Source organism: Streptomyces sp. I05A-00742, assembly GCF_013055795.1.
In the GTDB taxonomy this organism is placed as follows: Bacteria; Actinomycetota; Actinomycetes; order Streptomycetales; family Streptomycetaceae; genus Streptomyces.
The window spans coordinates 282,203-304,067 of sequence record NZ_JABETO010000002.1; the positions used below are offsets into that span (position 1 = coordinate 282,203).

General features: G+C 73.4%; 16 protein-coding genes. 4 read left to right on the top strand and 12 right to left on the bottom strand.

Annotated elements, in window-relative coordinates; genetic code table 11:
• Positions 1-123: 123 nt before the first annotated feature.
• From HN013_RS03150 to HN013_RS03160, 3 genes are all read right to left on the bottom strand, one after another.
• Positions 124-885: an NUDIX domain-containing protein gene (locus tag HN013_RS03150; protein WP_171162661.1), complete on the bottom strand. Its 762-nt coding sequence runs from the start codon at positions 883-885 to the stop codon at positions 124-126.
• A 98-nt stretch (positions 886-983) separates the two neighbouring features.
• Complete coding sequence (locus HN013_RS03155) at positions 984-3,026, bottom strand: glycogen debranching N-terminal domain-containing protein (RefSeq protein ID WP_398978165.1); 2,043 nt, start codon at positions 3,024-3,026, stop codon at positions 984-986.
• Positions 3,027-3,137: 111 nt separating this feature from the next.
• Positions 3,138-4,535 carry a DUF4192 domain-containing protein gene (locus tag HN013_RS03160; protein ID WP_171162664.1) on the bottom strand — a complete coding sequence of 466 codons (1,398 nt, stop codon included), beginning with the start codon at positions 4,533-4,535 and terminating at the stop codon, positions 3,138-3,140.
• A 139-nt stretch (positions 4,536-4,674) separates the two neighbouring features.
• On the opposite strand from HN013_RS03160, the gene HN013_RS03165 reads away from it, so the two are divergent.
• Complete coding sequence (locus tag HN013_RS03165) at positions 4,675-6,840, top strand: RecQ family ATP-dependent DNA helicase (RefSeq protein ID WP_171162666.1); 2,166 nt, start codon at positions 4,675-4,677, stop codon at positions 6,838-6,840.
• 216 nt (positions 6,841-7,056) lie between these two features.
• A complete protein-coding gene (locus HN013_RS03170; RefSeq protein ID WP_171162668.1) occupies positions 7,057-7,635 on the top strand; it encodes a hypothetical protein in 579 nt (192 codons plus the stop codon).
• A gap of 72 nt (positions 7,636-7,707) precedes the next feature.
• Here HN013_RS03170 and HN013_RS03175 read toward each other — a convergent pair whose 3' ends face one another.
• The 5 genes from HN013_RS03175 to abc-f form a co-directional block, all read right to left on the bottom strand.
• Positions 7,708-8,292 carry a hypothetical protein gene (locus HN013_RS03175; RefSeq protein WP_171162670.1) on the bottom strand — a complete coding sequence of 195 codons (585 nt, stop codon included), beginning with the start codon at positions 8,290-8,292 and terminating at the stop codon, positions 7,708-7,710.
• Positions 8,293-8,349: 57 nt separating this feature from the next.
• The gene (locus tag HN013_RS03180) at positions 8,350-9,078 is read right to left on the bottom strand and encodes a ribonuclease HII (protein ID WP_171162672.1); all 729 of its coding nucleotides are present in this window, start codon (positions 9,076-9,078) and stop codon (positions 8,350-8,352) included.
• A gap of 77 nt (positions 9,079-9,155) precedes the next feature.
• Entirely contained in the window at positions 9,156-10,052 is an 897-nt protein-coding gene (locus HN013_RS03185) for an ADP-ribosylglycohydrolase family protein (RefSeq protein ID WP_171162674.1), read from the bottom strand.
• A gap of 11 nt (positions 10,053-10,063) precedes the next feature.
• A complete protein-coding gene (locus HN013_RS03190) occupies positions 10,064-10,723 on the bottom strand; it encodes a histidine phosphatase family protein (protein ID WP_171162676.1) in 660 nt (219 codons plus the stop codon).
• 34 nt (positions 10,724-10,757) lie between these two features.
• Positions 10,758-12,380 carry a ribosomal protection-like ABC-F family protein gene (abc-f, locus tag HN013_RS03195; protein ID WP_171162678.1) on the bottom strand — a complete coding sequence of 541 codons (1,623 nt, stop codon included), beginning with the start codon at positions 12,378-12,380 and terminating at the stop codon, positions 10,758-10,760.
• Positions 12,381-12,474: 94 nt separating this feature from the next.
• On the opposite strand from abc-f, the gene HN013_RS03200 reads away from it, so the two are divergent.
• Complete coding sequence (locus HN013_RS03200; protein ID WP_398978173.1) at positions 12,475-13,149, top strand: TetR/AcrR family transcriptional regulator C-terminal ligand-binding domain-containing protein; 675 nt, start codon at positions 12,475-12,477, stop codon at positions 13,147-13,149.
• A gap of 15 nt (positions 13,150-13,164) precedes the next feature.
• Here HN013_RS03200 and HN013_RS03205 read toward each other — a convergent pair whose 3' ends face one another.
• The 3 genes from HN013_RS03205 to nrdR form a co-directional block, all read right to left on the bottom strand.
• A complete protein-coding gene (locus HN013_RS03205; protein WP_171162682.1) occupies positions 13,165-13,770 on the bottom strand; it encodes a YdbC family protein in 606 nt (201 codons plus the stop codon).
• A gap of 655 nt (positions 13,771-14,425) precedes the next feature.
• Entirely contained in the window at positions 14,426-17,302 is a 2,877-nt protein-coding gene (locus tag HN013_RS03210; RefSeq protein WP_171162684.1) for a vitamin B12-dependent ribonucleotide reductase, read from the bottom strand.
• A gap of 116 nt (positions 17,303-17,418) precedes the next feature.
• A complete protein-coding gene (gene nrdR, locus HN013_RS03215; protein WP_171162686.1) occupies positions 17,419-17,973 on the bottom strand; it encodes a transcriptional regulator NrdR in 555 nt (184 codons plus the stop codon).
• 773 nt (positions 17,974-18,746) lie between these two features.
• Between nrdR and lexA the strand changes: the two genes are divergently transcribed.
• On the top strand, positions 18,747-19,532 hold the full coding sequence (gene lexA / locus HN013_RS03220; protein ID WP_171162688.1) for a transcriptional repressor LexA: 786 nt from the start codon (positions 18,747-18,749) through the stop codon (positions 19,530-19,532).
• A gap of 228 nt (positions 19,533-19,760) precedes the next feature.
• On the opposite strand, the gene HN013_RS03225 is transcribed toward lexA, so the two are convergent.
• Complete coding sequence (locus HN013_RS03225) at positions 19,761-21,773, bottom strand: ATP-dependent DNA helicase (RefSeq protein WP_171162689.1); 2,013 nt, start codon at positions 21,771-21,773, stop codon at positions 19,761-19,763.
• Between the last annotated feature and the right edge of the window lie 92 nt (positions 21,774-21,865).

Here is a 21,865-nt window from a genome sequence, read left to right on the forward strand (position 1 = left end):
ACGTCCCGCGCGGACGGCGAGGACGGCACGGGAACAGGGGGCGCACCGCAGCACCGTAACCCGATATGTCCTATTTGCTACGCAGTGGAGGCGGCGTGTCCCGATCGGCGCTCCCGTGCGGCGTCACGCCTCCGGTCGCAGCATGGGCGGGTTGAGGAGGGTGGCCCCGCCCGCCCGGAAGAGCTGCGCGGGGCGTCCGCCCTGGCGGGTCGTCGTACCGCCGGTGGGGACCAGGAATCCCGGGGTGCCGGTGACCTTGCGGTGGAAGTTGCGCGGGTCGAGGACGACGCCCCAGACGGCCTCGTAGACCCGGCGCAGCTCCCCGACGGTGAACTCCTGGGGGCAGAAGGCGGTGGCGAGGGACGAGTACTCGATCTTGGAACGGGCGCGCTCCACCCCGTCGGCGAGGATGCGGGCGTGGTCGAAGGCGAGCGGGACCGCCTGCTCGCCGTCCCGGGCGTGCCCGTCCTGGTGCAGCAGGTCCTCGACGGGCGCCCAGCGCACGCTGTGCGCGTCCCCGCCGGCCCGCGGCGCGGGCAGGTCGGGGGCGAGGGCCAGGTGCGCCACGCTGACGACCCGCATACGGGGGTCGCGGTCGGGGTCGCCGTAGGTGGCGAGCTGTTCGAGGTGGGCGGCGTTGGCCGTGGCGGGGCAGGCGGGGTCGTGCAGGACGTGCAGCCCCGTCTCCTCGGCCAGCTCACGGGCCGCCGCCGTGGCCAGATCCTCGTCGGACCGTACGAATCCCCCGGGCAGCGCCCATCGGCCCTGGTAGGGCGGCTCACCGCGGCGCACCGCCAGCGCGCACAGGGCGTGGCGGCGCACGGTGAGCACGACCAGGTCGACAGTGACGGCGAAGGGCGGGAAGGCCGACGGGTCGTAGGGCATGACGCGATCATAGTCGTCTGCCTGACGATAAACAGGTTCTTGTCCATCGTCGGCCGTGACGGAGGGCAGTCCTCCGGTGGACCCGGCGTGCACGGCGCTCACACTCCCAGTTGCAGTCCGTCGGCGGCCTCCTCGACCATGCCGAGGCCGAGCCTGCTGATCCGCACGGCGAACGGCTGCTCGGCCACCCGCAGTCCGGTGAACCGCAGGGCCCCGAGCGGCGCCGAACTCGGCGGACGGACCGTCACGCCGCCCGCCGGCACATCGGGCCGCACCCCGGCGAACGCGGTCAGCAGATGCACGGCGCCCGCCGCCGCGACGGCCGCCGGACGGCAGGCGGCCGGGTGGGGCAGCGGCGCGCTGCCGGTGGTGCGTTGCTCGCCCGCGTACATCTCCGGCAGCCGGTGGGCGAAGGTCTCGGCGGCGTCCAGGACGCCGCGGGCCAGCGCGCCCGCCTCCTTCTCGAAGCCCGCCGCGGCCAGCCCCGCGACGGCGACCGCGGTCTCGTGGACGCGCACGGCGCCGCCGCGGTGTCCGAAGGGGTTGTGCCCCGCCTCCTTCGCCCCCAGGCTGCGCAGGCCCCAGCCCGAGTCGAGGGCGGGGCTGCCCAGCAGCCGGGCCAGCTGTTCGGTGCGCGCCCTGTCCAGCAGGCCCGGGGCGTGGGCCCCTCCCCCGAGCAGACCGGTGTCGAGGAGGTGGGCGGCGGCGGACCCCAGGTGCGGGGTCCGTCGGCCGTCGGGCGCCAGGGCGGCCGCCGGGCGGCCACCTCCGCGGTCGTCGGTCCAGAAGTCCTCCCGGAAGCGGCGCCGCAGATCGGCCGCCCAGTCGCGCCACTCCCCCGCCCCGGGGCGGCCGTACGCCTCCAGGAGGTCGGCGCCCAGCAGGGCCGCCCGGTGGGCGTGGGCCTGCACCTCGCAGCGGTAGGGGCCGCCGGGGGCGGGGTCCGCGAGGTAGCCGCCGTCACCGGCCGCCGACCGCAGCCAGGCCAGGCAGCGTTCCGCGGCCGGGAGGAGCGGTTCGACCTCCTGCGACGGCAGGCCCCAACGCCTGGCCTCCGCGAGGACGGTGGGAAACAGCAGAGTGGCCTCGATCCCGGTGCAGCCGGGTGGCAGGTGCGCCCCGGCGTGCCGGAGCGCACCGGGGATGCGGCCCCGGTCGGGGCCGGGCCCGGGGAGCTGGGCGCGGGCCAGGGTGCGCAGGGTCCCGGCGGCCAGCCGGACGCCGAGCGGCAGCGTCATCCGGGCGGCCCACAGCGCCTCGGCGGGGGCGAGCCCGCCGCAGCGCCACGGGGCGCCGGCGGCGACGTGCACGTCCCCCGGGATCTTGGGGTCGCGCACCAGCAGGGCCCTGAGGTCGTCGAGGCTGGTGGCCAGCAGCGCGCCGGCGCGCCCGTCGTCGCCGTCCGCCTGGGCGTCCCCCCATGGCGCGCCGCTCCGGGTCCTGGCGGCGGAACCCTCGGGCGGGCGGGGCCTGCCGGGGATCTCGGGGCGGACGCGCAGCTCGACGCTCCGCGTCCCGCCCGGCGGCAGCCGTATCTCCCAGCAGAGCAGTCCCGCGGAGGCCAGGACGTCGTCGGGGGGCGGGTCGGCGGTGACCACCGTGTGCAGGCCGGGCGCCGTCCAGCGCAGGCCGGACCCGTGGACCGCGGCGGGCAGTTCGGGCGCCGCGGTGCCGTGGGCGATCACGCCCAGGTCGGCGAGGTCGGTGCCCAGGGAGACCTCGACGCGGAGCCGGGCCTCGCGGGAGGCGGAGCTGCGCAGGGTGACGCGTTCGACGCCGTCGGCGTCCCGGACGCGCTCCACGGTGACGGCGGGATCCGGCCCCTCGTCCACGGCGGTCCGCAGGGTGCCCACGAACCGGGCCCGGCCCGCGTCGACCATGCGGCCCTGGAGGGGGACCGGTTCGGCGCCGTCCACTCTGATCACGCACCGCGCCAGCAGGCGCCGGCCGTTCCGGTAGAAGCCGTCGAGCCCGTGGCCGGTGAGCTGCCCGTGCTCACCGGAGATCGCGAGAGCGGGCAGGGCGACACAGATCAGCGCCGTGTGGACCGGGCGCGGCCCCTGGGGGCGGGCGTCCCCGGCGCGCCGGGGCGCGTTGGCCGGTGGCGGGACGGTCTGGGCATGGGCGGCGGTGCCTTGCACGGGTCTGCGCTCCCTGTGGAGTCACGGGCCGGACGTCGGACGCGGCTGGGGGCCACTCAGGTGAACGGCACCGGCACGGCGGAGGTCACGCCGGGCCGCACGTGACGGGCGTCACCGCCGGTCGCGTGCGGCGCGCCGGTCCGGCTGCCGCCGCATCCGCGGCTTGCCTCCCGGACCACCCACGGGGGCGTCACCGCTCGTCCGCCGGGGCCGCGCCGCGTCCCCGGACGGCTTCCGGCGCCGGGTGCGGGGCACGGTCGCCCGCCCCGTGGGCCGTCCCTCCGGCCGTGGGCCGTCCGTCCGGCCGGCCGGTGCCGGGGTGTCGGCCGCCTCGACGGTGGCCTCGCAGAGGGCCCGGTCGGCGCGCTCCTGTCGCAGGCAGCTCCGCAGGGACTCCGGGTCCAGGCCCTCGTTGCAGGCGTGTTGGAGGAGCTGGGCGAAGAGGTAGTCGGGGTCGGCGGTCAGCGCGCGGCCGAGGGCGACCCTCGCCTCGGCCTGTTCACCGGTGGACCAGGCCACCCAGCCCGCGAGGGTCAGCGGGGCGGCGGCGTGTTCCGTGTACGGCGGGACGCAGCGGCGGGCGAGGGCGCGCCAGAGGCGCAGGACGGCGGGGGTGCGCGGACCCTCCATCCATTCGGCGGCCCGGTCCCGGGCGGCGCGGTCCTGGAGGCCGATGACGAGCGAGGCCACTTCCCCGGCCGTGACGAGCGTGTCGTCCCGGACGTCCGACTCCTCCTTGTCCGGGAGGGCGGGGGCCTCGTCGAAGCGCCGCAGCACCTGTTCCGCCAGGTCCAGGGTCTCCTGGCGCACCGCCTCGCACTCTCCTCCGAGGAAGCGCGGGACCAGGCGGGCCGTGGCGGCGTCCAAGGCCTGCTTCTGTTCGTCGTTCGTCTGCCCGGCGCGCGGCATCAGGCGGGCCTCCATCTCGCGCAGGCTCCCGCGCACCCGGATGCCTGCGTAGGCCGCGGCGGCCGCCATGACGGAGGTGCCGGGGATCGCCAGGGGTACCCCTTCGGGTGAACAACAGCGGGCGTCGGAGCAGCAGTAGGACCAGCAGCGGCCGTCCGAGAGGCACAGCGCCTCGTAGACGGGTACGTCGAGGGCGCCGCAGGCGATCCGGAGCCGCTGGGCGAGGGGGCGCAGCCGTTCCATCACGGCCTGGGCGGTCTCGCCGTCCGCGGGGTCCTTGCAGAGGTAGAGGACGATCCCGTCCGGCGGGGTGCCGCGCTTCGAACAGTTGGTGACGAGCGTCTCGGCGAGTTGGTCGCAGACCTCCGGCCATTCCTCCGGTGCGGCGGGAATGCCGAGCCGCAGGCGGCCGCCGAAGCGCTTCTGTTCGCCGAGCAGCGCCATGAGGACGATGCTGTCGTTCGGGTGGAAGCCGAGCAGGTACGGCAGCGCGTCGGCCAGTTCCGCCGGGGTGCGCAGGGTGACGTGCCCCGGTGGCGGCGGTTCCCAGGGGGAGACGGGCAGGTGTGCGGGGCGGGCTGATTCGTCATGGTTGGCCATGGCCCGAGCGTCCCGCAGAGCGGTTCGCGCCCGCCAGGCCTGTGGATTTCCCGCAGATTGTCGTACGAATCCCTGTGGATGAGAGGGCTTCGAGGGGCCTCGGTCGCGCGATGTCAGTGGCCTCGTGTTGCATGGGTCCATGAGCAACGAAGCCCTCCGCGCCGCAGCGGACGCAGTCCTCGCCCGACTCGTCGGTGACGCCACCGGTACGGCCAGGCTGCGCGAGGACCAGTGGCGCGCGATCGAGGCGCTGGTCGCCGACCACCGCAGGGCCCTGGTCGTCCAGCGCACGGGGTGGGGCAAGTCGGCGGTGTACTTCGTCGCCACCGCGCTGCTGCGCGAGCGGGGCAGCGGTCCGACGGTGATCGTCTCCCCGCTGCTCGCGCTGATGCGCAACCAGGTGGAGGCGGCGGCGCGGGCGGGGATCCACGCCCGCACGATCAACTCCGCCAATCCCGAGGAGTGGGACACCGTGCAGGCGGAGGTCGCCGCCGGTGAGGTCGACGTGCTCCTCGTGAGCCCCGAGCGGCTCAACAACCCGGATTTCCGGGACCAGGTGCTGCCCAAGCTGGCCGCAGCCACCGGTCTCCTGGTCGTCGACGAGGCCCACTGCATCTCCGACTGGGGCCACGACTTCCGGCCCGACTACCGCCGGCTGCGCACCATGCTGGCCGACCTGCCGCCCGGGGTGCCGGTGCTCGCGACCACCGCGACGGCCAACGCCCGTGTCACCGCCGACGTCGCCGAGCAGCTCGGGACGGGCGAGGGGGCCGAGCGGGCGCTGGTGCTGCGCGGGCCGCTCGACCGGGAGAGCCTGAGCCTCGGCGTCCTGCGCCTCCCGGACGCCGCCCACCGGCTGGCCTGGCTCGCCGACCACCTGGCCGAGCTGCCGGGCTCGGGCATCGTCTACACGCTGACCGTCGCCGCGGCGGAGGAGGTGACCACGTTCCTGCGCCGGCGCGGGCACACTGTCACCGCGTACACCGGCAAGACGGAGAACGCCGACCGGCAGCAGGCGGAGGAGGACCTGCTCGCCAACCGGGTCAAGGCCCTGGTCGCGACGTCCGCGCTCGGCATGGGCTTCGACAAGCCGGACCTCGGCTTCGTGGTCCACCTCGGTTCGCCCTCCTCCCCCATCGCCTACTACCAGCAGGTGGGCCGCGCCGGGCGCGGCGTCGAGCACGCGGAGGTGCTGCTGCTCCCCGGCCGGGAGGACGAGGCGATCTGGCAGTACTTCGCGTCGCTGGCGTTCCCGCCCGAGGAGCAGGTCCGCCGCACGCTGGACGTGCTGGCGGCCTCGGACCGGCCGTTGTCCCTGCCCGCCCTGGAGCCGCTGGTGGAGCTGCGCCGGTCGCGGCTGGAGACCATGCTCAAGGTCCTGGACGTGGATGGCGCCGTGCGGCGCGTGCGCGGCGGCTGGACGGCGACCGGCCGGCCCTGGTCCTACGACGCGGAGCGCTACGCCTGGGTGGCCCGGCAGCGGGCGGCGGAGCAGGAGGCCATGCGCGCGTACGCGACGACGACGGAGTGCCGGATGGAGTTCCTGCGCCGTCAGCTGGACGACGAACAGGCGGCTCCCTGCGGGCGGTGCGACAACTGCGCGGGTCCCCGGTTCACCGCGGAGGTCTCGGGTCAGGCGCTCGACGCGTCCCGGGGCGAGCTGGGGCGTCCGGGCGTGGAGGTGGAACCGCGCAGGATGTGGCCCACGGGTATGCCCGCGGTCGGTGTGGACCTCAAGGGCCGTATCCCCGCGGGCGAACAGGCCGCTCCCGGCCGGGCCCTGGGGCGGCTCTCCGACATCGGCTGGGGCAACCGGCTCCGTCCGCTGCTGGCGGCGCAGAGCCCGGACGGCACGGTTCCGGACGATGTGGCGGCGGCCGTGGTGACGGTGCTCGCGGACTGGGCCCGGGGGCCCGGCGGCTGGGCGTCGGGAGCTCCCGACGCTCCGGGCCGGCCGGTGGGCGTCGTCGTCGTGGACTCCCGCACCAGGCCGAAGCTGATCCGCTCGCTCGGTGAACACATCGCGGCGGTCGGGCGGATGCCCCTGCTGGGCTCCGTCGCCTACCGCGAGGACGCGGAGGGCCTGCGGGTGCCGCGCACCAACAGCGCGCAGCGGCTGCGGGCCCTGGACGGGGCGCTGACCGTGCCGCCGGCCCTCGCGGAGCGGCTGGCCGGGGCGCGCGGTCCGGTCCTGCTGGTGGACGACCTGGCGGACACCGGCTGGACCCTCGCGGTCGCGGCCCGGCTGCTGCGACGGGCGGGCGCGGACCAGGTGTTCCCCTTGGTGCTGGCCGTGCAGGGCTGACGCGGCGGACGTACGGGGAGGGTCGGCGGGATCCGGAATCGCACCACCCGATACCGGTCACTGGCGCCAATTGATCGTTGCCGTGTGGCGGGTGGGGCCGCGAGAATTGGACCGGCTCCCCGCTTCCGCCCGTTCGCGGCCCGCCGGGCTGCCGTCCGCTGTTCCTCGTTGCTGACGTTCTGTGGGTTCCACGGGCACGCAGGCGAAGGGAGAGTCATGGCCTACGGCTCGGTCCCGTCCCCGTCCCCGCGCGCCTCCTCCCGGCCGGGCCGCGTGCTGGAGCCCGCCGCGTGGGCGGCGGCGGGAATTCCCCTGCTGCGCAACCCCCGTGAGGTCGTCACCGGTCTGCACGCCCGGCACCTGCCGACCCCGCGCACGGCCGTGGTCGCCGTCCTCGGGCCCGACGAACGGCTGGCGGCCAGCGCTTCCTTCACCCGCCGGGCGGTCACCTCCGACGGCTGGGAGCTGCGCAACGCCCTCCTGGCACAGCTGCGCCGGGTGATCCCGCACGACCTGCGCAGACGTTCACCGGTGCGCACGGCGGTGCTGCTCTACTGCCGTGAGGGGGACGGTCGTTGGACCGAGATGGACGGTGCCTGGATGTGGGCGCTGCGCGACGCCTGTGTTCTCCACGGGCTGCGGTGCGGCGCGTACATCACCCTGACCGGGGCGGGCTGGCGGATCCTCGGCGAGGGCAGGAGCGGACGACGCCCCCGCTCCTCGGCGTGCCACCCCGGACCGACGCACGCTGGCCTTCCGGCGCCGACGGCGCTCCGGCACGCCGCGGTCCGGTGACGCGCACGCCACCGGCGCGGTGAGGGTGGCCCGCGGGGCGCCGGAACCGGCGCCACCGCGGGGGGCCACTCCTCAGACGCCCGCCGTCAGAAGGTTGTTGACCCTGGCGCTGTCGCCGCAGACGACCAGCAGGGCACCGGTGCGCGTGAGGGCCGCGGGCAGCGCCCGGGACACCTCGGCGTCGGAACCGCCGTTGACGGCGACGACCACGACGGGGCGGTGCGCGACGCGGTCGGTGCCGGCGTCCGCGTAGAAGACGTCGTCCGCGGCATCGTGCTGCGCCCAGTACGACGCCTCGCCGAACGACAGTTCGTGGGCGGCCCAGGGGTGGGCGTCCCCGGTGGTGAGCACCAGGATGTCGCCGGGGGCGCGGCCGGTGTCGAGCAGCAGGTCGACGGCCTCGTCCGCGGCGTCCAGGGCACCCTCCGCGGCGGCGGGGATCAGCTGGATCTGCGGGGCGACGGGCGGCGCGGACGCCGGCGGCGTGGGCCGGGCCGCCGGAGCCGGCACCGGACGCGCGTCGCGGGGGCCGGGCCGGGGGGCCGGACGGGGGCCAGGAACGGGGCGGGGGGTCGACGCGGCGCGGCCGGCGGCCGGGACAGCGCGGGGACCCGGGACACTCTCGTGAATCTGAGGCTCCTCGGGGATGAGAGGCATAAGTCGATGTCTATCAAACGCCGGTGCGAGTCGCATCGGCGGGTGGCACTTCTACGGTCAGAAGTCGAAGCCGAGCTGGCCGCCGGCTTCCAGGGCAGCCCCTCCGCGGCCCGCGGGGGCTTCGGGGCCTCCGGCCACGAAGCGCGGTCGCTTCAGGTGCTGCCACCGGGGCAGTGCGTCCAAGTAGGCCCACGACAACCGGTGGTGCGGTGTGGGGCCCAGCCGTTCCAGGGCCCCGCGATGCACCGGCGAGGGGTATCCCGCGTTGTCGCGGAATCCGAAGTCCTCGTGTGCCGCGCCCAGTTCGGCCATCATGGCGTCCCGCCTGACCTTGGCGATCACGGACGCCGCCGCGACGGCCACACAGGACTGGTCGCCCTTGATGACCGTGCGGACCCTCCATGGTTCGCCGAGGTAGTCGTGCTTGCCGTCGAGGATGACGGCGTCGGGCCGCACCGGAAGGCCGTCCAGGGCCCGGCGGGCCGCCAGCCGGAGCGCCGCCGTCATCCCCAGTTCGTCGATCTCCTCGGGGGAGGCGTGACCGAGGGCGTAGGCGGTGACCCACGACTCCAGCCGGCCGGCCAGCGCGTGGCGGCGCTTGGGGGTCAGCAGTTTGGAGTCGGTGAGCCCTTCCGGCGGCCGGCGGAGACCGGTGACGGCCGCGCAGGCCGTGACCGGACCGGCCCAGGCGCCCCGGCCGACCTCGTCGACGCCGGCGACGATCTTGGCTCCGGTCGTCGCCCGCAAGGAGCGTTCGACGCTGTGGGTAGGCGGTTCGTAGGGCATGGCGCCAGCAAGGGTACGCCTCGGGAGCCGCGGGCGCCGCCCCGGCCCCCTCTTCGTCCCATCTTCCGTCCGGCCGGTCAGCCGGGAGCGGCCGGCAGCCAGCCGGGCAGGGCCTCGGTGCCGCGCAGCCAGGCGGCGGGCGGGGCGCCGCGGCCGGCCGCCGCGATCACTCCGCCGACGATGGCGCACGTGGTGTCCACGTCGCCGCCCACCGCCGCCGTCGCCCAGAATCCCGCCTCGAAGGCCCCGAGATGCCGGGCCGCCGACCAGAGGGCGAACGGCACGGTGTCATGGGCGCTGGTCCGGCGGCCGCAGCCGAGCACGGCCGCGACCGTCGTCGCGTCGTCGTAGTCGAGCATGTCGCGGGCCCGGCGCAGCCCGGCCTGCACGGCGCTGCGCGGGACCAGGGCGATCACCCCGTCCAGGAGTTCCTCCCGGGTGACCGCCACCCCGTCCGCCTCCGCCGCGAGGGCGGCCGCGGCGGCGACGGCCATGGCTCCCGCCACCGCCTCGCGGTGCTGGTGCGTCGTGTACGCCGAGATCTCCGCCTGGTGCGTGGCCTGCTCCGGGTCGCCCGCGTACCAGGCGCCCAGGGGGGCGATGCGCATGGCCGCGCCGTTGCCCCAGGAGCCCTGCCCCTTGAACACCGCGGCCGCCAGCTCGCGCCAGTCACCGCCCTCCCTGATCAGCCGGAGCATCCGCCCGACGGCCGGGCCGTAGCCCCGGTCGAAGTCGTGGTGCTCCGCGAAGGACCGGGCCAGCGCGTCCTGGTCGACGCGGCCGTGCGTGGCGAGGATCGCCAGCACGGAGCAGGCCATCTCGGTGTCGTCGGTCCACTGCCAGGGGGTGGGCGGCAGTTGGCGGCGCTTGAGGGAGGGGTAGTTGGCGGGGACGAAGAACTGGGAGCCGAGGGCGTCGCCCACGGCAAGCCCGCGCAGGCTGGCGAGGGCCCGGTGGAATCGGTCAGCGGTCATCGCAGCGAACTCTAATCGGTGAAGCCGTACGATTCAGGGGTACACCAGCGCTCGAACGGCCGGTCCAGGTGATACCGCCCGTCGGCCCCCAGGAGAAGCATCCGGCTCTCGGCGTTGCCCGGGTTCGACAGGCACTCGAACTCCGCGACCGACCAGTGCAGCCATCGCATGCAGAACAGCCTCATGGTCAGTCCATGGGTCACCAGCAGGACGTTGGGCGGGTGCTCCGGGTCCTCGAAGCTGCGCCAGAGGCTCTCCAGGAAGCTGCCCACGCGGTCGTAGACATCGGCCCCGGACTCCCCCTGGGCGAACCGGTAGAAGAAGTGGCCGTAGGCGTCGCGGTACGCCTTCTGCCGGCGTACATCGTCCCGGTCCTGCCAGTTCCCCCAGTCCTGCTCGCGCAGGCGCGGCTCCTCCCGGACCCTGACCCGGCCGGGGTCGAGCCCCAGTGCGTGGAAGGTCTGGTGGGCCCGGCGGTAGGGCGAGACATAGGCCGAGATCCACTCCTCGCCGAAGAGCTCCCGCAGCCGCGCCCCCGCCTCCTCGGCCTGCCGGCGGCCCAGGGCCGTCAGGCTCAGGGCGTGGTCGGGCTCGCGCTCGTAGACGGTGTCGTCGACGTTGCCCTCCGACTCGCCGTGCCGGAGGAGGACGATGCGCCGGGGCCGTGCCATGGCGCCACCCTAGTTCGAACCCCGGTCGGCCGCGTCATCCGGTGGTGTCGCCCAGCAGCCGTCCGTCCCGTATCTCGCACTGCCGACCGGTGAAGCGACTGCGCAGCGTCCGGTCGTGGGAGACGACGACCAGCGCCCCCGGCCAGGCGGCGAGCGCCTGTTCCAGCTGCTCGACCAGGCCGAGCGCCAGGTGGTTGGTGGGCTCGTCGAGCAGCAGCAGGTCGGCGGGCCGGGCGAGCAGGCGGGCCAGGGCGAGCCTGCGGCGCTGGCCGTCCGACAGCGATCCCACCGGCACGTGCAGATCCCGTTCGCGGAAGAGGCCGTAGGACAGCAGCGCCTCGCGCTGTTCGTCGGGCGTCCCGGGCAGCCCGCGTCCGAAGGCGGCGAGCAGCCGGTCGGCGGGCCGGTCGACCCGGATCTCCTGGGAGAGGTGGGCGATCCGGCCGCGTCGGGTCACGGCGCCGGCGTCCGGCGCGGTCTCCCCCGCCAGCACCCGCAGCAGCGTGGACTTGCCGGCCCCGTTGGCACCGCTCACCAGCAGCCGGCCACCGGCCTCGATCCGGAGCGAGTCGACCCGGAGCCGGTCGCCGACCCGCACCCCGTCGAGTGTCGCCAGGAGTCCGTCCGCCCCCGCCCGCAGGGGACGGGCGGCGAAGCGCAACGGCTCCGGCGGGCGGGCGACGGGATCCGCCCGGAGTCTGCGCAATCGCTCCTCGGCGTTCCGGACCTTGCCGGCGACCGAGGACTGGACCCGGCCCCCGGCCCGGTCGTACGCCATCTTGTTGCCGTCCTTGATGGCGCGCCCCGGAGCGACGCGCCGGGCCGTGACGGAGGCCGCCTCGGCGAGCGCCTCCATCTCGGCCTGCCGGCGCTCGTACGCCTGCTCCCAGCGGCGGCGGGCCGCCATCCGTTCGGCGAGGAAACCGGCGTATCCGCCGCCGTGGCGGACGACGGTGCGCCGGTCGGCGTCGACCTCGACGACGGCGGTGGCGACGCGTTCGAGGAAGGTGCGGTCGTGCGAGACGACCACGACGGTGCCCCGATGGGCCCTGAGGGTGTCCTCCAGCCATGTGAGGGCCGCGCCGTCGAGGTGGTTGGTCGGTTCGTCGAGCAGCATCACCTCGGGCGCCGCGGCGAGCAGGCAGGCCAGACCGAGGCGGGCCTGCTCACCGCCGGACAGGGTGTCCAGTCTCCGTTCACGGCCGGTCCGGGCGAGTCCGAGAGCGTGCAGGGCCTTGTCGACGCGGGCGTCCGCCTCGTAGCCGCCGCGGGCCTCGAACGTGGTGAGCAGCCGCCCGTACTCGTCCATCGCCTCCGCGTCCCCGGAGCCCAGGACGGGTTCCAGCTCGCGCAGCCTGCATTCGGTCGCGCGCAGTTCGGCCAGCGCCTCGTCGACGGCGTCGGCCACGGTGCCGCCGGGCGGCAGCCGGGGGGTCTGGGGGAGGTGGCCGATTCCTCCGTCGGCGTCGGCCACCACCGTGCCCTCGTCGGGCGGTTCGACACCCGCGAGCAGACGCAGGAGAGTGGATTTCCCCGCTCCGTTCTCGCCCACCAGCCCGATACGCTCCCCCGGCCGCACGGCCAGGGAGACCCCGTCGAGCAGCGGCCGGTCCCCACGGGACACGGACACCTCGCGCAAGGACAGTTGGGTTGACATCCGGACCTCCCCCTTCGACGATCGAACCGTCAAACGCAACCTGCGTCGCGTTACGATGAAGCATGGCACACCTCGACCGCTAACACAACTGGAGTTGCAATTGTCTTCGGATGCCGACCCGCCCCGGACCCCTGGCACCGTCCGGCCCGGCGGCCGCACCGCACGGACCCGCGCCGCCGTCCGGGACGCCGTCCTCGCGGGACTGGTCGACCACGGCTACCCGGGCCTCACCGTCGAATACGTCGCCGAGCACTCGGGCGTCCACAAGACGACGCTCTACCGGCGCTGGGGCGGCGTCGAAGGGCTGGTGGCCGACGCCCTCGACCTGGCCGGCGAGGACACCTGGACCCCGCCCGACACGGGATCCCTGCACGGGGACCTCAAGGCCCTCGCCCATGAGGTCCTCGACACCTTCGGCGATCCGTCGGCAGCGGCGGCCCCGGCCGCGTTCATCGCCGCCGCGTTCCAGTCGGACCGTGCCGCACGGGCCCTCCGGGCCTTCTACGACGAGCGCTTCCGGCGCTGCGCACCCCTCGTCGCCCGGGCCGTCGAACGCGGCGAGGTCCCCGAGGACACCGACCCGGGCACCCTCGCGCGAGCGGTCAGCGCCCCCCTGTTCTTCCGGCTGTTCATCACCCGCGAACCCCTCGACCGGGCCGTCGCGGACCAGGCGGCCGCGCTCGCCCTGGCCGCCGCCCGGGCGGGCGCCTGCACGGCCCTCACCTCCGAAGAAACCGGCCCGACGACCGAAGAAGCGGAGGTGAACTGAGCGAAGCCGCGCCCCTCACACGACCCAGGAGGGCTCCACCCCGACGACGTCCCCGTCGATCGCCTCCACGTCCGCCTCCAGCTGGGCCCGCAGCGCCAGCCGCTCCACGCGTTCCGCGCGGTATTTGCCGTGCTCGGCCTCGGAGTTCCACATCGAAAGGACCAGGAATTCCGGGCCGGGCGCTTCGCCCATCATGCCGCGCACCATCCCGGGCGAACCCGCCATCGCGGGATTCCACACCTTTTCCTGCGTCGTCCGGAAGTGCTCCTCACGGTCCTCCCGGACGCGGCAATGCGCGATCCGCACCACGTCCGCATCCGTGAACTGGGGGCTGAAACCCACCTTGACGTCCAGACAGTGCTCGAACAACCGCACACGGATGTCTCGGTACGTACCGGCCTGAGCGGCCGCCAACCGGTCGTGCGAGCGCGCCATGAAGGAGTCGTAGAACGCCCTGCTCTCCCAGAAGTTGAAGATATGCACCACATCGGGGCGCCCCCTGCTCCACCCGCCTCCCTGCGCCCGGAAGCCCGGCTCCCCCAGCAACCCCGCCCACTTCCGCTGCGCCCGGTCGAAGCCGCGGCGGTCCACCACGGTGCAGCGAATCCACTTGATCAGCACCGGGTCATCGTACGGGGCGGACAGTGGCCCGCATCACGCCGCGGAGGAGCGCGCCGGGACGGCCGGCGCGCCGCCCCGGCACCCGACCACGCCCCACCGCGCGGCTCCGGCCCCCGGGGCAACTCCCCTCCCGTTACTCACCGTTCATCGACGGCGCCACCGGAGCGCATCGCCGAACCCCGCCCGGCCCGCCGCCGTTCTTCGCACCCCCGGATCCGCCTGCTGCACCACGGCCCATAGACGCGCGGGGAACATGAATGCGCCGATATCAAGAGGCCGCCACCCCCCAGCGGACAGGAATGCACTCCGCGTCACGGAGGAGCGCGCGACGCCTTCCGGACGCGCGGCCATACACGCAAGGCACAATTCTCGGAGCGCTTTCCCCGCGGACTCCCGCGCTCCGCAGCGTCTGCCGGCAATTCCGCGCGACCGAATCCAAAAGACCCACGACCGAGCTTCTTCCGTGGCCACGGCCCCGTACCCGCAAGCCCGACGGGAAGCTGTCGGACGGGATTCCACGCCGCCCGGCCACCGACGCGCCGGAGGGCGCCGACCAGTGGTCGACGCCCTCCGGGAACGGCGGCTCAATTCACGCGCGAGCCGCGTCCGACGTGATTCCGCCCGATGTCCGGAACCCGATACCCGCTACCCGATATCAGCTGCAACCGCTGGTCGAGCCGCAGCCCTCGCAGAGGTAGCAGCTGCCCGCGCGGCGCATCTTGGTGCCGCAGGAGAAGCACAGCGGGGCGTCGGCGTTCAGGCCGAGCTGCATCTCCACCAGTTCGGTGGAGTTGTGCGCCTGCTTCGGGGCCGGGACGGCGGCCGCGGGCCGGTCCTGGACCTCGGGCCGCTGCGCCTCGGTGGTCTGCCGGGGGGCGGACTGTGCGAGACCCTCGACGTCCATGTCCTCGTCGGACGGCTCGTAGGAGCCGGTGTCGAGGTGGCGCTGGCGCTCCTCGGCCGAGTGGATGCCGAGCGCCGAGCGGGTCTCGAAGGGCAGGAAGTCGAGCGCCAGGCGGCGGAAGATGTAGTCGACGATCGACTGCGCCATCCGCACGTCCGGGTCGTCCGTCATACCGGCCGGCTCGAAGCGCATGTTGGTGAACTTCGAGACATAGGTCTCCAGCGGCACGCCGTACTGGAGGCCCACGGAGACGGCGATGGAGAAGGCGTCCATCATGCCCGCGAGGGTCGAGCCCTGCTTGGACATCTTGAGGAAGACCTCACCGAGGCCGTCGTCCGGGTAGGAGTTGGCCGTCATGTAGCCCTCGGCGCCGCCCACCGTGAAGGAGGTGGTGATCCCCGGGCGGCCCTTCGGCAGCCGCTTGCGGACCGGACGGTACTCGACGACCTTCTCCGCTGCGGCGGGGGCGGTCTCCTCGGTCTTCGCCTCCTCCTTCTTCTTGGCGGAGAGCGGCTGGCCGACCTTGCAGTTGTCGCGGTAGATCGCGAGGGCCTTCAGACCCGTCTTCCAGCCCTCGAAGTAGACCTCCTCGACCTCCTCGACGGTGGCCGACTCGGGCAGGTTGACCGTCTTGGAGATCGCGCCGGAGAGGAACGGCTGCGCGGCGGCCATCATGCGCACATGGCCCATGGCGGAGATCGCGCGCTCGCCCATGGCGCAGTCGAAGACCTCGTAGTGCTCGGCCTTCAGGCCCGGGGCGTCGATCACGTTGCCGTGCTCGGCGATGTGGGCGACGATCGCCTCGACCTGCTCGGGCTGGTAGCCCAGACGCTTGAGGGCCTTGGGGACCGTGTTGTTCACGATCTGCATCGAGCCACCGCCGACGAGCTTCTTGAACTTGACCAGGGCCAGGTCCGGCTCGACGCCCGTGGTGTCGCAGTCCATCATCAGGCCGATGGTGCCGGTGGGGGCCAGCACGGACGCCTGGGCGTTGCGGAAGCCGTTCTTCTCGCCGAGACGGATCACGTCCTGCCACGCCTCGGTCGCCGCCGCCCAGACGGGGCTGTCCAGGTCGTCCATGCGCTTGGCGACCATGTTGGCGTCGGCGTGCTGCTTCATGACGCGCCGGTGGGCGTCGGCGTTGCGGGCGTAGCCGTCGTACGGGCCGACGACCGCGGCCAGCTCGGCGGAGCGGCGGTAGGACGTGCCGGTCATCAGCGAGGTGATGGCGCCGGCCAGGGCGCGGCCGCCGTCGCTGTCGTAGGCGTGGCCGGTGGCCATCAGCAGGGCGCCGAGGTTGGCGTAGCCGATGCCCAGCTGGCGGAAGGCGCGGGTGGTCTCGCCGATCTTCTCGGTCGGGAAGTCGGCGAAGCAGATGGAGATGTCCATCGCCGTGATGACCAGCTCGACGACCTTGGCGAAGCGCTCGGCGTCGAACGACTGGTTCCCCTGGTCGTCGTCGCGGAGGAACTTCATCAGGTTCAGCGAGGCGAGGTTGCACGAGGAGTTGTCCAGGTGCATGTACTCGCTGCACGGGTTGGACGCGGTGATCCGGCCCGACTCCGGCGAGGTGTGCCAGTGGTTGATGGTGTCGTCGTACTGGATGCCCGGGTCGGCGCAGGCCCAGGCGGCCTCGGCCATCTTGCGGAACAGCGCCTTGGCGTCGACCTCCTCGATGACCTCACCGGTGAGGCGCGAGCGCAGACCGAACTTCGACGCGGTCTCGACGGCCTTCATGAACTCGTCGTTGACGCGGACGGAGTTGTTGGCGTTCTGGTACTGGACGGAGGTGATGTCGTCGCCGCCCAGGTCCATGTCGAACCCGGCGTCGCGCAGGGCGCGGACCTTCTCCTCCTCCTTCACCTTGGTCTCGATGAAGGCCTCGACGTCCGGGTGGTCGACGTCGAGGACGACCATCTTGGCCGCGCGGCGGGTGGCTCCGCCGGACTTGATGGTGCCGGCGGAGGCGTCGGCGCCGCGCATGAACGACACCGGGCCGGAGGCGTTGCCGCCGGAGGAGAGGAGCTCCTTGGAGGAGCGGATGCGGGAGAGGTTGAGGCCGGCGCCCGAGCCGCCCTTGAAAATCATCCCCTCTTCCTTGTACCAGTCGAGGATCGACTCCATGGAGTCGTCGACGGAGAGGATGAAGCAGGCCGAGACCTGCTGCGGCTGGGCGGTGCCGACGTTGAACCAGACCGGCGAGTTGAAGCTGAAGACCTGGTGGAGCAGGGCGTAGGTGAGCTCGTGCTCGAAGATCTCGGCGTCCGCCGGGGAGGCGAAGTACCCGTGCTCCTCACCGGCCTTGCGGTAGGTCCGCACGACGCGGTCGATGAGCTGCTTGAGGCTCGCCTCGCGCTCGGGGGAGCCGACCGCGCCCCGGAAGTACTTGCTCGTGACGATGTTGACCGCGTTCACCGACCAGAAGTCGGGGAACTCCACGCCGCGCTGCTCGAAGTTGATGGAGCCGTCGCGCCAGTTGGTCATGACGACGTCACGACGCTCCCAGACCACCTCGTCATAGGGGTGCACGCCGGGGGTGGTGTGGATGCGTTCGATGCGCAGACCCTTGCCGCCCTTGTTCCCCTTGGAGCGGGAACCTCGTGCCGGGCCGCTCGTCGTCTCTGTCATGCCGCCTCCCTCTACCGGGCAAAAACGCCCTTGTGCGCACATTTCTTCCATGGCGCGATGTGTGTCGTTCGCCCGGGTGCGCGGGAGCGCACCGGGCAGGTCTCGTATGACGCCGCTCAGTCGGCGGCGGTGGCGGGCGCGGGGACGTCGAGGTCCCCGCCGCGGCCGCCGGTGTCCTTCGCGGGGCCGTCCCGGCCCTCCTGGCCGGCGCCGTCGGGGGCGCCGGGGATGCTGCCGCGCAGTTCGGCGACGGCGGCCTCGAAGTCCTCGAGCGAGTCGAACGCCTGGTACACGGACGCGAACCGCAGATAGGCCACGAGGTCGAGGTCCTTGAGCGGGCCGAGTATGGCGAGCCCGACGTCGTGCGTGGTGAGCTCGGCGCTGCCGGTGGCACGCACGGCTTCCTCGACCCGTTGGCCGAGCTTGGCCAGGGCGTCCTCGGTGACGGGGCGGCCCTGGCACGCCTTCCGCACACCGGAGATCACCTTGGTGCGGCTGAAGGGCTCGGTGACCCCGCTCCGCTTGATCACCATCAGGGACGCGGTCTCCACCGTCGTGAACCGGCGGGAGCAGTCGGGGCACTGACGGCGCCTGCGGATCGAGCAACCGTCGTCCGTGGTCCGGCTGTCGACGACCCTGCTGTCGGGGTGCCTGCAGAAGGGGCAGTGCACGGCTCTCCACCTTCTTTCACCCTCGACGAGAATCCCCGGGAGCCCCCGGGACGTGCACGATCCACGGCTCCGGCGGGCCCTTGAACAGGGCCCCCGCGAAGCAGTCCCCAGCATAGGCGATGGCCACGGGTGGGGATGACCGGGATCGGTCGCCGACCACAACTTGTGGGCGGCTGCCGCAATCAAACCACTAGATCTGGTGTCCGGTGGCCAAGCGGGCCCAGCGCGTGTCGCACGGCGGCCCGTCGGTGCGGACGGTCTCCGAGCCGGCGGGAGCGCCGGGGAGAGGCGCCCGGGAGGCCGTCGAACGGCTGCCGCGGGGCCGACGACGAGGGTACGCGAGCGGCGCGACGGCGGACCCACAGGGGCGCGGACGACACCGCGGATGACACACTGGTGCCACCGCGCACCACACGACAGGCGCAGCCCCGGAACCGATCCCCGCCACCCGGCGTTCCCGGCACCCCGGACACGGGCCCGGCGTACGGTCGGCGCCACCGGCCCGCGGATTGCGGCCGGTCCCGCGAATTGCGGGAATTACCGGGAGGGCCGGAAGGCGCCGGAGCGGATCCGGGGGAACGGGCCGCACCCGGGAATTCCCGGAAGCGGGCCCGCCGGAGCCGGTGACGGGCTGAATTGATCTTCGCTCGTACACCCTCACGTCTGATCAAGTCAGCGAATCAGCGATATTTCACTCGAACGTGTGTTTGGCGCAACCTTTCGAAAGCAACTACCGTTGTCCAGCTAGGGAGAACATTTCGAGAGGGGCCGACGTGACCACCACCGCAAACAGCGCCACCATCACCGCCCAGGACCGCTCCCAGAACCGACTCGACCAGACACACCCGATGAACGACACCACCATGAACAGCGAGGGCCAGAAGCCGGCCCGCTCGCTCCCCGGACGGCCACCCGGAATCCGCGCGGACAGCTCCGGCCTCACGGACCGGCAGCGGCGCGTCATCGAGGTCATCCGGGACTCCGTGCAGCGCCGCGGCTACCCACCGTCCATGCGCGAGATCGGCCAGGCGGTGGGGCTCTCCAGCACCTCCTCGGTCGCGCACCAGCTCATGGCGCTGGAGCGCAAGGGTTTCCTCCGGAGGGACCCGCACCGGCCCCGCGCCTACGAGGTGCGCGGCTCGGACCAGCCCAGCTCCCAGCCCACCGACACCACCGGCAAGCCCGCCGCCTCGTACGTCCCGCTGGTCGGCCGGATCGCGGCCGGTGGTCCGATCCTCGCGGAGGAGTCGGTCGAGGACGTCTTCCCGCTCCCCCGGCAGCTGGTGGGCGACGGTGAGCTGTTCGTCCTCAAGGTGGTCGGCGATTCCATGATCGAGGCTGCCATCTGCGACGGAGACTGGGTGACGGTCCGCCGTCAGCCGGTCGCGGAGAACGGTGACATCGTGGCCGCGATGCTTGACGGAGAGGCGACGGTCAAGCGCTTCCGGCGCGAGGACGGGCATGTGTGGCTGCTGCCGCACAACGCCGCCTACCAGCCGATTCCCGGCGACGAGGCGACCATCCTCGGCAAGGTCGTCGCCGTGCTGCGGCGGGTCTGAGCGCACCGAGACCGGGCCCCGGAATCACTGCGCCGGTTCCGGGGCTCTCCCTTGCCCTGACGGGACCGGCGCCATGACGGGGACGGACGGCTCAGGTCACCGGACAGCCCCCGAACCCCGGGGCCGGGGGTGGTTATCCGGCCGTCCCCCCGCCCATTCCCCGCACGGCTCCGCCGAACGAATCCGGCCCGGTTTCCCGGCCCCTGGATTGCGATCGGAAATGCCGCCTCAGCGATTCTCCGCCTTCGCGGCCGCGTCGATGGCGGCCAGCGAGCGGCGCACCTGATTGCGGTCCGTCGTGTACCAGAAATTCGGCAGGGAAGCGCGCAGGAACGACCCGTAGCGCGCCGTCTCCAGCCGCGGGTCGAGCACCGCCACCACTCCCCGGTCGCCCGAGGCCCGCACCAGACGGCCGGCGCCCTGCGCCATCAGCAGGGCGGCATGGGTCGCGGCGACGGCCATGAAGCCGTTGCCGCCCGCCTGCTCCACCGCCCGCTGCCGGGCGCTCATCAGCGGATCGTCGGGGCGCGGGAAGGGCACCCGGTCCATGACGACCAGCTGGCAGCCGGGCCCGGGTACGTCGACGCCCTGCCACAGCGAGAGGGTGCCGAACAGGCAGGTGGCGGCATCACCGGAGAAGGTCTTGATCAGTTCGCCGAGCGTGTCCTCGCCCTGGAGCAGGATCGGCATGTCGAGCCGCCCGCGCAGCTCCTCGGCCGCGGCCTGCGCGGCCCGCATCGACGAGAAGAGCCCGAGCGTCCGTCCGCCCGCGGCCTCGATGAGCTCGGCCAGCTCGTCCAGCATGTCCGCCCGGCCGCCCTCCCGGCCAGGCTGGGAGAGGTGCCGGGCGACGTAGAGGATGCCCTGCTTCGGATAGTCGAAGGGCGACCCGACGTCCACGCCCTTCCACTCCGGCAGGTCCTCCCCCGTCACGCCCTCCGGCGCGAGGCCCAGTGAGGCGCCGACCCCGTTGAAGTCCCCGCCGAGCTTGAGCGTCGCCGAGGTGAGCACCACGGAACGCTCGTTGAAGAGCTTCTCCCGCAGCAGGCCGGAGACCGACATCGGCGCCACCCGCAGCGAGGCGCCGAAGCGGTCGTGCCGCTCGTACCAGACGACGTCGTACTCGGAGCCCTCCACGATGCGCTCGGCGACGCCGTGGACGGTCTCCACCGCGGCGAGCGCCTGCTTGCGGACGGCGTCCTCGTCCTGGACGGACTTGTCCCGGGTGTTCCCGAGCGCCGAGATGACCGTGCGGGCCGCGTCCCGGAGGGACATCAGGACGAATCCGAGGTCTTCGGGGATCTCCTCCAGACGGCCGGGCAGGGCCAGCTCCATCAGCCGCTCGAAGTCCTCGGCCGCCGTCTGGAGGGCGTCGGCCACCTTCTCGTCGACCAGCTTGGCCGCGCGCCGGACGGCGCGGTTGACCTGCCCGGGGGTGAGTTCGCCGGTGGCCACGCCGGTGACCCGGGAGACCAGTTCGTGGGCCTCGTCGACGATCAGCACCTCGTGCTGCGGCAGGACCGGGGCGCCCTCGATGGCGTCGATGGCCAGCAGCGCGTGGTTGGTGACGACGACCTCGGCGAGCTTGGCCCGCTCCCGCGCCGCCTCCGCGAAGCACTCGGCGCCGTAGGCGCACTTCGAGGCGGACAGACACTCCCGCGAGGTGACGGAGACCTGGGACCAGGCACGGTCCGAGACGCCCGGGGTCAGGTCGTCCCGGTCGCCGGTCCCGGTCTCGTCGGACCAGTCGCGCAGGCGGAGCAGGTCCTTGCCGAGCTTGCTGGTGGGGGCCGCCGCCTCGAACGGATCGAAGAGCCCGTCCTCTTCCTCCTGCGGCACGCCCTCGTGCAGCCGGTGCAGACACAGGTAGTTCGACCGGCCCTTGAGCATGGCGAACTCCGGGCGCCTGCGCAGCAGCGGGTGCAGGGCCTCGACCGTCCGCGGCAGGTCCCGCTCGACGAGCTGGCACTGGAGGGCGAGGGTCGCGGTGGCGATCACGACCCGCTCGCCGTGCGCCAGGGCGGGCACGAGGTAGCCGAGGGACTTGCCGGTGCCGGTGCCCGCCTGGACCAGCAGGTGCGAGGTGCCGTCGATGGCTTCGGCGACGGCCTCGGCCATGGCGACCTGACCGGGGCGCTCGGTGCCGCCGACCGCGGTGACGGCCGCGTGCAGGAGGTCGGTGAGGTCCGGCCGGGACACGGACGAGGCGGGGGACGCGGTGGGCGCGGGGGTGGCAGTCATAGCCCTTCCACCCTACGGGGCGGCACCGACACCGCGGGCCCCCTCCGCGACAACCGCCCCGGAGGATGACGTCGCGCCCGGCCGGTGTCCGG